Consider the following 12,516-nt stretch of genomic DNA (forward strand, 5'->3'; position numbering starts at 1 on the left):
TTTCGGATCGGGGCAATGAGGCATTGAATTATAGACGGCCCCTTCCCAACGCTCGCCGCATCATGACTTGCCGCGGCCAGTGTCCCCTGCGGCCAAGCTCCCCGTGCCTGTGCAGTGCGTTGTCCGACGATCCAGTTTGTGCCCCCGGAACGCTGCCCAGCCGCAACCTGGATCCGCTCGAGCAGGTGCGCGAAGTGCTGCTGTTGCCGTTAGTCGATGCGTGTGTGGACGTGCAGGACGCGCTGGCCGAGGCCTTGTTCTGGCTGGCGGCGCACGCGGGTGCGGCGCAGAACGATTTCATGGAGGCGATCCAGACCCTGCGCCAGTAATGCGAACCGATCACCGAGCGGTTTCGCGTGCATCTGGCCCAGGCGTGGCAGGGAAGGCGTGGTGGCTCGCGTGGAAGAGCCCGCCAAACGAAAGCCTTAACCCACGCGGGAAGAGAATGTTGGCAAACAAGCTCCACCGCGATCCAGCGAGCTAGGATGGCTGCTTGACACGCAAACCCGGGCGGTCTCAATTAAAGTGAGAAATGAGTCACACTTAACAAGCGAGCGGACCGCCTACCATGCAAAAGCGGAATTTGGGGCCGCGTCTGCTTTTCCTCGTTTGAAAATTTTCACGCCTGCAGAGGCGGGGAGCCTTTGCGCATGACTTTTCAGCCCAGTCCGTCGGGACACCCGGGCCGTGACCAACGCTTGCTCGAACAGGCGCATGACGTGTTCGTGCCTGCGCTCGCGCAGGTGTTTGCTGCCGCAGTCGCGCATTTCGACGATGTGCTGTTCGACCGTGCCGAATCCGCTGGTGCGTCGCAGTTGCTGTTTCTCGATGGCATGCGCGAACTGCGCCGCAAGCGCGAAGAGGTTGGCAGCCAGTTCCACCAACAGCTGGAAGACGGCTGGCAGGCGCTGGTGCTCGGCACGCCGTTGTCGGCCGAGGTGGTGCTGGCTGGCGAAATGGGCAGCGGCCCGCTGAGTCTGGTGCCCGAGCATGTGCTGGAATCGCGGCTGGCGGTGCGCAATCTGGCCACCGTGTTGTTGCGCGATTTCAAGCAGGTGCTGGCGCGGGTCGACCGCCGCCTGGGCTGGATCGCCGGTGGGCTCGACTTGATGGCCGATACCAACCCGATTGGCCCGGAACACCTGGGCGTGGCGATCCACGAAGCCTTCGCCATCTGCGACCTGGCACCGGAAGTGCGTCTGGTGCTGATCAAATTGTGCGAGCGCGATCTGGCCGAGCCTATCGGCAAGCTGTACGCACGTCTGGACGAGACCCTGGCCAAGGCCGGGGTGATGCCGGAGATGTCGCCGGCCAAGCGCGCGCAGCCACGCATGCCGCCGCGTGGCGACACGCCCGAGGCGCGCACCCAGGCGCGGCCCCAGGCGCGGCCCCAGGGCGGTCAGCCTGAAATGGGCGACGACGATCAGGCCGATCAGTACGCACCGGCCTGGGCCAACCGGTTTCTGGACCGCTGGGCGCACAGCCGCGGCCGCATGCAGGCCGCGAGCCAGCGCGGCCATGCCGATGACGGCAGTGCTGGCGGCATGGACGGCGAGGCCGATCATCCGGGCGGTAGCCAGGGCATGCTGCTCGAAGCGCTGCACGAGTTGCTGCAGCAGACCCGCAGCGTGCGCGACACCGCAGCGTCCGCAGCAACGGTCGCGGTAGGTCAGCAACGCCCGTTGAGCCAGCGCGAAATGATGTCGGTGCTGTCGCTGCTGCAGGCCACGCCCAGCGCGACGCTGCAGGCGGCCATCGGCGACGACGACGAATCGCTGGCGCAGCGTTTGAAGAACGAAGTGCTGTCCAGCGCCACGCGGCTGGGCGTGGACCCGGCCACCGCAAAACTCGATCCGATGGACGAAGATGCCATCGACCTGGTGGGCATGTTGTTCGACGTGATGCTGGAAGAGCGCGATCTGGAAAATCGTTCGCGCGACACGATCAGCCGCCTGGTGGTGCCGTTCGTCAAGGTCGCACTGCTGGACCGCAAGATGTTCGTGCAGAAGAGCCACCCCGCGCGACGCCTGCTCAACTCGCTGGCCGAAGCCTGCGAAGGCAACAACGGCGACAGCGCTGCCGAGCGCGTGCTGATGGGCAAGGTCGAAGAAATCGTCGACCGCTTGGTCGCCGAATTCAACGAGAACCTGGCGATCTTTCTCACCCTGGAAGAAGAATTCCGCGACTTCCTGTCGCAGCACCGGCGCCGGGTGGAAATTGCCGAGCGTCGTGCCACCGAAACGCAGCGCGGGCAGGAAAAGCTCGAACTGGCCCGCAGCCGTGCGCTGGCGGAGCTGGAACAGCGCGCGCCCGAAGGCGCGGGCCTGCCCAAGGCGGTGGACGATTTCCTGCGCCAGCCCTGGCTGCATCATCTGACCATGGCGATCCTGCGCGACGGCGACGAAGGTCCCGGCACCATCGAGGCGCTGGCACTGGCCGACGGCGTGTTGGAAGAGTTGGCCGAAGCGCGCCGCCATATCGTCGGCAAGCCCTGGCTGCAAGTCTGGCAGCCGGCGTTGCACCGCGCGTTCGCCAGCATCGGCCTGCACGGCGATGCGGTGATCGTGGCGATCACTGCCTTGCACGACACCTTGCAGGCGATTGCCGAGGCGCGCCCGGAACTGGAAAAGTCCTTGCCGGAACTGCCCCAGGTCAATCTGCCGCCACCGGCCGCAGAAAGCGTCAGCGTGGTGCTCGGCGCCGAAGCGATGGCGCAGAGCATCGACAGCGCCGATGCCGAACGTTTTCGCGCGATGGAGAGCGGCACCTGGCTGGATTTCGTCGACAAGGACGGCAAGGTACAGGCCGGCAAGCTGTCGTGGGTGAGTCCGATTTCCCAGCGTCTGCTGTTCGTCAATCGGCGTGGCGTGCGCTTCTGCGTTGCTTCGCCGGAAGAGCTGGCGGTGATGGTGCGCCTGGGCCGCCTGCGCGAGCACATCAACGACGGCGCCTTCGACAGCGCGATGCAAGGCGTGATCGACCGCCTGGACCCGCTGCACAACACTACGGTGCATTGAGCCAGCCAGCGCGCGTGTGCAGCCGCAAGGGTGCGCGTTAGCGGTTGGGAAGCGCGTTCCGTGTCGAAACGCTTTGTGGCCTTCATGCCCAGGCCGGCGATTGTTTTCTAACGAGCCGTTGCGGCCGCGCGATCATTGCGCTGTGGGATAGGGCGGTCACGCGTGCGGTGTAATGGGTGAGTTCGAGCAGGTTCGCCGGCGACGTACCTGATCTGCGCGTGGTGCCGCTGTCGTGCCGGTCCGTCTGCGTGAAACAGGCACGACGTCGCTCGTTCAGGGCGATTCGGCCCGGCGCTGGGCGAAGCTGCGGGACTCTCGTCATCCTGCACCAAGTGCCCCGTTGCGAGCGACACTTGCGGCAGCGATGGATAAGCGCGCCCAACGTCGGCGTCAGCGCCTGGACGGCGAATGACCTGCGGCGTCGCCACCGGCGCGCGTGCCGCGCTCTGCCGGCATCGCCGCGACCGGGTCCAAGACCGGAGCAACACATGGCTGTGCAGGTGCTGAAAGAATGGGCCGATGGCGACCGCTGCGTGGCTGCGACGTTGGACACGGGCAAGAATTGGTCGCGCTCGGCGCCAGCGCGGGGATCGAGCCGGAAGCCGGCCGTGCCAACAGCATGGACAACGATGCGTATTTGCAGGCCGGTGTGGTGGTGTGCGTGTAGGTGCCGCCCATCGACACATGAAAAATCGTGACACCGAGATGGCGCGCGGTAGGCGCGCCTGCAGCGTGATCGTGGATCTGGCGGAAGAAACCGATGGCAATTGTGCGACCACCCGCCCGGCGAGACGTACGATCTCGACGGTGGGGTCATCGCCGGCCCGCTCCATCTGGCCAGCCAGGGCGCAGTGCGCGCCAGCGAGATGTTCGCGCGCAACGTGTACGCATTCGCCGCCTTATTGATCAAGGACGGCGCGTTGATCGTCGATTGGGACGAATGAGTTGCTGGTCAACGCACGGTAGTCGGCGCAGGCAGCGAGCAGGACTTAGGGCGACTCACGAAACCTCGCGAGCGTTCGTCAGGTGGGTACGTGCCGCGTGCGGGAACCGGAGTGTCCAAGTGGTACATGCCGATTCCGAGTACCGACCGCGCCTGCCTGCCGGCCGCACAGTCGTTGCGTTAGATGCTCTTCGGCATAGCAGAACACACGGCGCGAGCAATCATCCGAACACGGTCCACGGCGCCTGGTGAAGTGATATCAAGCCGGTGCGGATGACTTGCCCGCAACCCGGTGGGGATTGTCGCGGGTGGTTATTTCCTAGTGCGCGTTGCAATCAATGACGCGCTGGAATCATCGACGCCCACACGTTCTGTCGGCATGTGTGTTGGTTGCTCGGACGTCTTGCAACTGGTTGTGTGACCGGAGTTACGCGGCGTCGCGCGCGCAGCGCGCGCAAGATAAGAGCGGCACGCAGTCGGCGCATGGCCGCACGCAGTGGGTAGTGCGCTGCACGATGCAAGCCTGACGCCTGATGGATGGCAACCGTCCACAACCGCAATACGCGGTGCTTGATCGATCACAGCGGCACGCCATCTGCGCCGCAGCGCTTCCGCGCAAACCTCAGTCCTCGACTGGCGGATGCTCGCGCAACCAGGTGCTACGTTCGGCCGGGGTCATCTTCTGCCAGCGCTGCTGCAGTTCGTTGCGCTGTTGCGGGTTGAGCGTGCGCATGCGGTCGAACAAGGCCTTGGCCTCGCGGCGTTGCTCCGGGGTCATGTTGCGGAAGCGATCCATGCCGGCCTTGGCCTGCTTGCGCTGCTCGGGTGTCATGTCCAGCCAGCGGCGGGCGTGCCGGTACATCCTGGGGCGTTCTTCGGGCACGTCGTTCCAGCGCTCGCGCAGCGCATCGATCATGACCTGGCGTTGCTGCTGGGTCAGCTGATCCCACTCCGGCATTGGGGTCGCGTCGCGCGGGCCCTGGCCGCGTGGGCCAGGCCCGTCCACGGGCGCGCCCGACGGAGTTGCGGGTGGGCGGTCCTGGGCCAGCACCAAGGCGCACGGCCCAGCGCATAGCAGCAAGGTCAACAACAGGCGGGTGGTGTGGGTCATCGTGCTCATTCCATGGCCAGGGCGGTGTCGGACCCGAGCCAGACGTAGAGGTCCGGGTTCTGGGTGAGCAGGTCGTCGGTATCGGTGGTGGCGCCGCTGCTGGCAACCACCTGGGGCGGGGCGGCGCCGGACGGGGCGCTCTCGCCTGGGGGCAGCTGCAGGCCGATGCCGATCGCCAGCACACCCGAGCACGCGGTGGCCAACCACCAATAGCCGCGCCGGCTGCGCGTGGTGGCCGATGCATGGCGGGACTGGCGCAGCCGCGCCAATGTCTGCGGCGGCAGGCTGCTCAGCGCAGTGGCGTGCAGCTGGCGCAGCTGCGCATCGAACTGGGCCGGATCGTGGGAGCGGTTCACAGGAAATCCTCAAACTGTTTTTGCAACGCGTCGCGGGCGCGCGACAGGTGGGTTTTGACCGAGCCTTTGGAGCAGCCCATCGCCTTGGCGGTGGTGGCCACATCCAGGTCTTCGAGCACGCGCAGGGTGAAGGCTTCGCGCTGGCGCGCAGGCAGTGTGCGCAATGCATCGACCAGCCGTTGGTAGGCCTGCTGATGCTGCTGTTCGCCGACTGGTCCCATGCCGGGGTCGGCCCAATCGATGGGGCCTTCGTCATCGCTGCGCTCGGCCGGTGCCCAGAACTTCAGGCGAAAGCTGCGCCGGCGCTGCAGGTCGATGATGCGGCTGCGCAGGATGTTCCAGAACAGCGGAGTCCATTCCTCGGCCGGTCGCTCGCGGTAGCCGAGCAGCTTGACCATGGCGTCCTGCACCGCGTCCAGGGCATCTTCGCGGTGCCGCAAACCGGCCTCGGCAAAGCGGAACGCACGCGGCCCGATACCGGCCAGGAAAGCGTCCAGCGAAACCGGCGCGGCGGTGGCCGGTGCGGCAGGTTTTGGATCGAAAGGAGTTCCCACCAGCACAGCGTAGCTTCCGCGGAGACGATACGAAGTCAACGGTTGGGGGGCGATCCGGTTGACATGGCCTGTGGATGGGCAGGATCGGCGGGCCGCACCCGCCAGTGGAGCGATCGACGATGAGCGACGGGTTCGTAGCGCTGTACATCTTCATGCTGGCGGCCATCGCCGGCCACGTGATCATCTCGCGGGTGCCGGTGATCCTGCATACCCCGCTGATGTCCGGGTCCAATTTCATCCACGGCAGCCTGCTGATCGGCACGATGGTGGTGCCCGGTCACGCCGATACGACGCTGGAAACGCATTGGGGGTTGTCGCAGTAGCGCTGGGCGCGGGCAACGCGGCGGGCGGCTACGTGGTCACCGAGCGCATGCTGGAGAGGTTCAAGTCGAGCAAGAAGCCGCCGGGCGGGGATAGGCTATTCACTTCTTGCGTAGGGACACACTTAGCGCGTCATCGACGGACCAGCCTGGGTGATGGCTTGTTGCGACTGCTCCAACGCCTGCTGCTGTTCGCGCGCCTGTGCCTGACTCTGGTTGGTTGCCTGTAGAGGATCGAACGACTGGGCCTCTGGCGTCTGCACGGCTTCCACGGTCGGCATATGGGCACGCTGGTGTGCCGGCTCATTGAGCGCACCCTGCACCACGAACACCTTCTCGCCACCGGCCAGCTGAGGTGTTGGGTTGTTGAGCACGACATGGTTCACCCGCGACAACCCTTCATCTTTTGCCAGCGCAAGCAGGCTGTCCGTCATGCGCTGGCTTGATGTGTCCCATTCCCTGCCATGTTCGGTATCGAGCTTTTGCACCCCGCCTTTGATCTGTTGGTAAAGCGAGTGATCCGCATGGCCGGGGTCTGACGGAAGAAGCTGAGCCGATGGCACTGGCGATTGAGGATCACGTTCCCGCAACTCCTGTTCGAGTTCGCGTGCAGTGATGGGCGAGATATGCAGGTGCGTATTTTTGCTGTGTTGGAACAGGCCGGGCGCCGGTGGCTGCGTGCTGCTGTCGAGGTAGGGCATCGGGCGCGTATTGCTGCCCAGGTCGATGCCGTTTCGCTCCAGTATGTCTTCTTTAAATCCCAGACGTCGCATGTCCAGAATCATCTGCTGTTCTGGCTCGCCGGGCTTTGGCTTGTTGTAGTGGCGCTCGTAGATGGCAGCTGTTCCAACCACCCACGGGCCGTAGTGGTTGGCGTAGTCGGACTGGCCCGTATGGCCGATGCGTGTGCTCTTGGCATCTTTATCGAAAAAGTTTGTCCCCATTGCCTCGACGTTGGCAGCAGTGACGGGCATCGCCATATCTGCGTTCAACGTAAGGTTTGACTTGAGCGCGTAATTGAATTGCGGCATACCGCCAGTGCGATCAATGAAGTCGTGCATACGACCTGGTGCTTCCCGATAAATATCTTCCAAGGAAGCATGGGGATTTGCTTGTTTCACCCTACTGACGGTTGCATTCCAGCCTGCAATTTCTGCATTTGCTTCATCGCCCCGGTTGCTTGAAAGAACTTTCTCGGCTGCATCAGAATAGTTGTGCGTGGTCTTGGCTATCTGCACGCTGCGGCTTCGAACGCCTTACGGAAAGCAGCTGCGGTCGGACTGTACATGGCGTGTTGCAGTTCATGCCCCAGCACAAACGTCAGATCCCCCGAATCAAGCAACTTTCCACCAGGCCCATTGGAAAGCCTCGACAGCGGTAGCCGGATGGAATGCTCATCTGGTGTGAATGTTCCGCCGGCATTCGGGTCGGTCAGAGGTTTTAGGCTGAGCACGCGTTGCTTGGAGACCGCGTCATTGAATTGGTCAAGCAAGACCGGCGACGCGGCAAGCACACCCTGTAAAAGGCGTAGAGCGCGCGCGATCATGAAGCGTCCGTTGTGCGCTGGTGTGGCTGCGACGCTAGTGGCATCCGGCACCAGGGTCAATCGCAAGGCCTCTGGCAGCCGTCGCATCACCGCCGCAAGCGGCATGCCACACGTCGCACACCTCGGCCGGTACCTCCACCGGCGGCAATACCTCCATCAGCAGTTGCCCTTCGCTGGCGGTGATGCGCAGCTTGGTGCCGGCAGCAAAGCCCGGTTGTTCCAGCCATGTGCCATTGAGGCGGATATGGGGTACGTGCTGGTCGCCGGCGTGGTCGTGGGCACCGGGGTAATGGGTGTCGCTGACGGTGCATTGGCGCGGGCGGCGGGCGCGGCGAGAGCGGGAGCACAGCCTGCCGGGGCCTTGCGGGAAGGCGTCCGGGTCGTGCGACTGCATGGGGAGCAACTTGTATTTGGTCGGCCGCGACGTACACCGCTCGCAGGACACGCCGTGAACCCGTCCATGTGGGGGCTATATGCCGCATCCATGCCGCCAACGGTCCCGCAGTCGGCCAGGACACACTCACCAGACAGTTTCCTAGCGGCTTGATTGAGATCTCTGCACGCCGACCAACTCGACGGGTCGTTGCTCGCTCACCGGCGCGGGACCCTTGGCGGCATGGGTCCGGTCAAGAAGCTTACATGGACGTACTTGCAGCGTGTCCCGCGATGATGGGCGGCAAGGGCCCTGCAGCAAACTAGCCGTGCTCTTCATCGCCTGACTCAGCGCGCGGCCCACCAGGCCAGCACCAGCGCTGCGAAATAACACAGCAGATCGAATGCATTGGTGGCCAGTTGCAGCAGGGTCCAGGCCAGGCGTGGACCCATTTTTTGCGCCGAGGTCCATGGGTCCAGGCCCAGTGGTCCACCCAGTTGCGCCGAGGCGATGCCCCAGTTGGTGCCGACGATGATCAGCGCCGTTGTCACCACGGCCACCCCGATGCGCAAACGGCCGGCGTGCAGGGTGCCCAGGCGCAGCATCCAGACGATCTCCAGCGCGGTGACCACGGCCATCCAGCCGGCCTGGTTGCCCAGGGCGAGTGCGATGAGCAGCCAGGCAATGAGGGCGGTGACGCATCCCAGCAGCAGGAGCGGGGGCCAGAGCCAGTGGGCAGTTCTGGCGGACGCGGTGGTGGGCGGCATTGGAGCTCCTGACAGTGCGCACATGATAGGCGCAAGCCGGCGTTTGCGACGCATGGCACGCCACGTCAGTGCGGCCGCTGGAAGGCAGCGTCGTTGCCCACGGGTGCAGTGGCCGGCAGCGATGCCGTCGTGGTCGGCTAGAATGGCCGACTTGCGCGCGACTTGCGCGGCCCCATATCCAGCCCATGTACTCCCGTAGCAGCGAACCCGTCCAGTTCGAACGCGATTGCGATGCCGTCATGGTGCCGCAGGGCGATTCGGTGACCCTGCCCGCAGGCAGTTACGGCTATATCACCCAGGCGCTGGGTGGCAGCTATACCGTCTTCGTCGAAGGCAACCTGTTCCGCATCGCCGGCAAGGATGGCGATGCGATCGGCAAAGAGGCCCCGCCGGGGCTGGAACTGCCGGAGAACGCCAGCGACGAGGAAGTGGAAGCGCTGGTATGGCAGCAGTTGCGTACCTGCTTCGACCCGGAAATTCCGTTCAATATCGTCGATCTCGGGCTGGTCTACGAGGCAGTGGTCAGCCATCGCGAAGAAGACAACCAGCGCCGGGTCGACGTGAAGATGACGCTGACCGCTCCTGGTTGCGGCATGGGCGAAATCCTGGTCGACGATGTGCGCAGCAAGGTCGAAATGATCCCAACCATCGCCGAAGCCGATGTCGAACTGGTGTTCGACCCGCCGTGGGGCCGGCATATGATGTCCGAAGCGGCCCGTCTCGAGACCGGCATGCTCTGATCGCCAGGCGCCATGTCCACGGGCTGGCGCCGCGCCCTTACCGCCCGCCATACAGGAATCTTCCGGTGTCCGTGTCCTTCGCTTCCACCCGTTCCCCGTCGCCGCGCAGTGCCGACGAACTGTCCGTGATCCTGGCCGCGCCCGGTTTCGGGCTGCATTTCACCGACCACATGGTCGCCATTTCCTGGAACAACGAGCAGGGCTGGCACGACGCCCAAGTGCGTGCTTACGGCCCGCTGCAGCTGGACCCTGCCGCCTCGGTACTGCATTACGGCCAGGAAATCTTCGAAGGCATCAAGGCCTACCGGCATGCCGACGGCTCGATCTGGACCTTCCGCCCGCAGGCTAATGGCGAGCGCCTGCAGCGCTCTGCGCGCCGTCTGGCGCTGCCGGAATTGCCGGTGGACCTGTTTGTCGAATCGCTGCGCCAGCTGGTGGCGGTGGATGCCGGCTGGGTGCCCTCGGCACCGGAAACCAGCCTGTATTTCCGCCCGTTCATGATTGCCGACGAGGCCTTCCTGGGCGTGCGCGCCGCGCACAAGGCCTCGTACTACGTGATTGCCAGCCCGGCCGGCCCGTATTTCGCGAAGGGCGTGGCGCCGGTGTCGATCTGGTTGTCTACCGAGTACGCGCGTGCGGCCAAGGGCGGCACCGGAGCGGCCAAGTGCGGTGGCAATTACGCCGCTTCGCTGCTGCCGCAGCAGAAGGCCCAGGCCCAGGGCTGCTCGCAGGTGCTGTTCCTGGACCCGGTGGAAGGCAAGTACATCGAAGAACTGGGCGGCATGAACGTGTTCCTGGTCTACAAGGACGGCACGTTGGTGACGCCGGAACTGTCCGGCAGCATCCTGGAAGGCATCACCCGCGACAGCATCCTGCAGCTGGCCCGCGACCGTGGCATGCGCGTGGTCGAGCGCAAGGTGTCCATCGACGAATGGCAACAGGGCGTGGCGTCTGGCGAGATCGCTGAAGTGTTCGCCTGCGGCACCGCGGCAGTGGTCACCCCGATCGGTGAGCTCAAGGGCGACGGCTTTGCGGTGGGCGATCTGTCCGCCCCGGCGGGTGAGGTGACCATGTCGCTGCGCCGGGAGCTGACCGAAATCCAGTACGGACGTGTGCCAGATCGTCACGGCTGGCTAGTGCGTTTGTCGTAAGCCGACATATTCCGTCAAAAAATGGCCTCCGCGTGTCAGCGCGGGGGCTTTTTTGTGTGCGTGATAGCAAGTAACGCGCTTTTCGACGGGAAATGCGTCGAATTCGGTATGAGTCGAATGTGATAGGAATCACGTAAATGAAATTTATTTAAAAAAATACCAACTTCGCATTGTCGAGTTCGGTTTGGTTGGGATAGCTTCGCTGAACGAATCGATAACAGGGGCGATTCGGGCCTCTGGGGCAGTCGCCATTGCGGCGGTTCCGGAACTACCGCTTCGGCGGTTCTCTTGACTGGAAGGGAATTCGATGTCCAACGCGTCGTTTCGTCCGCGCCACCGTGCGCTCTGCATCCTGGGTGCCTCGGCACTGACTTCCCTTCTGCTGGCAACGCCGGCTTTCGCCGGTGATGTTTACCTCGATGGCCTGGCCACCGCACAAACCCACCAGAAGTTCATCGTGACCTACAAGGACGGCAGCAGCGCCCTGAGTCGCGCAAGCGTGTTGACCAACTCGCTGCGCACAGCGGCGCGTGCGCTACCGGCCAAAGCCGGCAAGCCGCTGGGTCTGAACAGCGTGCGCCGCCTGGCGGTGGGACCGGAGCTGGTCCGCGCCGACCGCGCGCTGGATCGCGCCGAAGCCGAAACCCTGATGCGCCAGCTGGCCGCCGATCCAAACGTGCAGAGCGTGGAAGTGGACCAGATGCTGCATGCCACGCTCACCCCCAACGACGCTCGCCTTTCCGAGCAATGGGCCTTCGGCGCCACCAACGCCGGGCTCAACATCCGCTCGGCCTGGGACAAGTCCACCGGCGCCAACGTGGTGGTCGCGGTGATCGACACCGGCATCGTCAGCCATCCCGACCTCGACGCCAACATCCTGCCTGGCTACGACTTCATCAGCGATGCCACCGCCGCACGCGACGGCAACGGGCGCGACGACAATCCTGCGGACGAAGGCGACTGGAACGCGACCAGTGGCTGCTCGACGTCCAATTCCAGCTGGCACGGAACCCATGTCGCCGGCACGGTGGCGGCGGTGACCAACAACACCACCGGTGTGGCCGGCACTGCGTTCAATGCCGAGGTAGTGCCGGTACGCGTGCTGGGGCGGTGCGGTGGTTCGCTGTCGGACATCGCCGATGCCATCACTTGGGCGTCCGGCGGCACCGTCAGCGGTGTGCCGGCAAATGCCAACGTGGCCGAAGTCATCAACATGTCGCTGGGCGGCGGCGGCAGTTGTTCGTCCACGATGCAGAGCGCAATCAACGGTGCGGTCTCGCGCGGCACTACGGTGGTGGTAGCGGCCGGCAACAGTGCGGCCAACGTGTCCGGTTCGTTGCCGGCCAACTGCGCCAACGTGATCGCAGTGGCGGCCACCACCTCGGCCGGTGCCAAGGCCAGCTATTCGAACTTCGGCAGCGGAATCGATGTCTCCGCGCCAGGGTCGGGGATCCTGTCCACACTCAACAGCGGCACGACCACGCCGGGCAACGCCGGCTACGTATAACGGTACCTCGATGGCAGCACCGCATGTCGCCGGCGTGGTTGCCCTGGTGCAGTCGGTTGCACCGACCACGTTGACGCCTGCCGCAGTGGAAACACTGCTGAAGAACACCGCGCGCGCCTTGCCGGGCGCCT

Annotated in this window: 8 protein-coding genes, 1 other RNA gene and 6 pseudogenes; 8 read left to right on the forward strand and 7 right to left on the reverse strand. The window is 64.6% G+C overall.

Features of this window, described 5'->3' with window-relative positions; translation table 11 throughout:
• Positions 1-62: 62 nt before the first annotated feature.
• The 4 genes and pseudogenes from XBLMG947_RS01140 to XBLMG947_RS23320 form a co-directional block, all read left to right on the forward strand.
• Positions 63-440 (forward strand): annotated as a pseudogene (locus XBLMG947_RS01140) (DUF1631 family protein); the annotation flags it as partial.
• Between the two features lie 210 nt (positions 441-650).
• Positions 651-3,017, forward strand: a complete 2,367-nt coding sequence (locus XBLMG947_RS01145; protein WP_065466015.1) for a DUF1631 domain-containing protein — start codon at positions 651-653, stop codon at positions 3,015-3,017.
• 511 nt (positions 3,018-3,528) lie between these two features.
• Positions 3,529-3,684 carry a hypothetical protein gene (locus tag XBLMG947_RS23315; RefSeq protein WP_181093087.1) on the forward strand — a complete coding sequence of 52 codons (156 nt, stop codon included), beginning with the start codon at positions 3,529-3,531 and terminating at the stop codon, positions 3,682-3,684.
• Between the two features lie 32 nt (positions 3,685-3,716).
• A pseudogene (locus tag XBLMG947_RS23320) lies at positions 3,717-3,961 on the forward strand (NAD(P)(+) transhydrogenase (Re/Si-specific) subunit alpha); the annotation flags it as partial.
• Positions 3,962-4,013: 52 nt separating this feature from the next.
• On the opposite strand, the gene XBLMG947_RS01155 reads toward XBLMG947_RS23320, so the two are convergent.
• From XBLMG947_RS01155 to XBLMG947_RS01170, 4 genes are all read right to left on the reverse strand, one after another.
• Positions 4,014-4,089, reverse strand: a non-coding RNA gene (locus XBLMG947_RS01155) — sX9 sRNA.
• Between the two features lie 493 nt (positions 4,090-4,582).
• Positions 4,583-5,071, reverse strand: coding sequence for a DUF3106 domain-containing protein (locus tag XBLMG947_RS01160; protein ID WP_065466055.1), 489 nt, complete (start codon positions 5,069-5,071; stop codon positions 4,583-4,585).
• A gap of 5 nt (positions 5,072-5,076) precedes the next feature.
• Positions 5,077-5,427, reverse strand: a complete 351-nt coding sequence (locus XBLMG947_RS01165; protein ID WP_065466016.1) for a hypothetical protein — start codon at positions 5,425-5,427, stop codon at positions 5,077-5,079.
• Positions 5,424-5,987 carry an RNA polymerase sigma factor gene (locus XBLMG947_RS01170; protein ID WP_065466017.1) on the reverse strand — a complete coding sequence of 188 codons (564 nt, stop codon included), beginning with the start codon at positions 5,985-5,987 and terminating at the stop codon, positions 5,424-5,426. The genes XBLMG947_RS01165 and XBLMG947_RS01170 overlap by 4 nt, the downstream gene beginning before the upstream one ends.
• Before the next feature lie 113 nt (positions 5,988-6,100).
• On the opposite strand from XBLMG947_RS01170, the pseudogene XBLMG947_RS01175 reads away from it, so the two are divergent.
• Positions 6,101-6,396, forward strand: a pseudogene (locus XBLMG947_RS01175) (proton-translocating transhydrogenase family protein); the annotation flags it as partial.
• Positions 6,397-6,426: 30 nt separating this feature from the next.
• Here the strand turns inward: XBLMG947_RS01175 and XBLMG947_RS20955 are convergent.
• The 3 genes and pseudogenes from XBLMG947_RS20955 to XBLMG947_RS01190 form a co-directional block, all read right to left on the reverse strand.
• Positions 6,427-7,589 (reverse strand): annotated as a pseudogene (locus XBLMG947_RS20955) (XVIPCD domain-containing protein).
• Positions 7,590-7,956: 367 nt separating this feature from the next.
• Positions 7,957-8,241 (reverse strand): annotated as a pseudogene (locus XBLMG947_RS01185) (SymE family type I addiction module toxin); the annotation flags it as partial.
• Between the two features lie 326 nt (positions 8,242-8,567).
• Positions 8,568-8,987 (reverse strand): hypothetical protein, encoded by a 420-nt coding sequence (locus XBLMG947_RS01190; RefSeq protein ID WP_065466018.1) that lies wholly within the window; start codon positions 8,985-8,987, stop codon positions 8,568-8,570.
• 185 nt (positions 8,988-9,172) lie between these two features.
• On the opposite strand from XBLMG947_RS01190, the gene sufT reads away from it, so the two are divergent.
• From sufT to XBLMG947_RS23450, 3 genes and pseudogenes are all read left to right on the forward strand, one after another.
• A complete protein-coding gene (gene sufT / locus XBLMG947_RS01195; protein ID WP_011036085.1) occupies positions 9,173-9,727 on the forward strand; it encodes a putative Fe-S cluster assembly protein SufT in 555 nt (184 codons plus the stop codon).
• Positions 9,728-9,792: 65 nt separating this feature from the next.
• Entirely contained in the window at positions 9,793-10,878 is a 1,086-nt protein-coding gene (locus XBLMG947_RS01200; RefSeq protein ID WP_065466019.1) for a branched-chain amino acid aminotransferase, read from the forward strand.
• A 700-nt stretch (positions 10,879-11,578) separates the two neighbouring features.
• Positions 11,579-12,479 (forward strand): annotated as a pseudogene (locus tag XBLMG947_RS23450) (S8 family peptidase); the annotation flags it as partial.
• Between the last annotated feature and the right edge of the window lie 37 nt (positions 12,480-12,516).

Source organism: Xanthomonas bromi (genome assembly GCF_900092025.1).
Taxonomy (GTDB): Bacteria; Pseudomonadota; Gammaproteobacteria; order Xanthomonadales; family Xanthomonadaceae; genus Xanthomonas; species Xanthomonas bromi.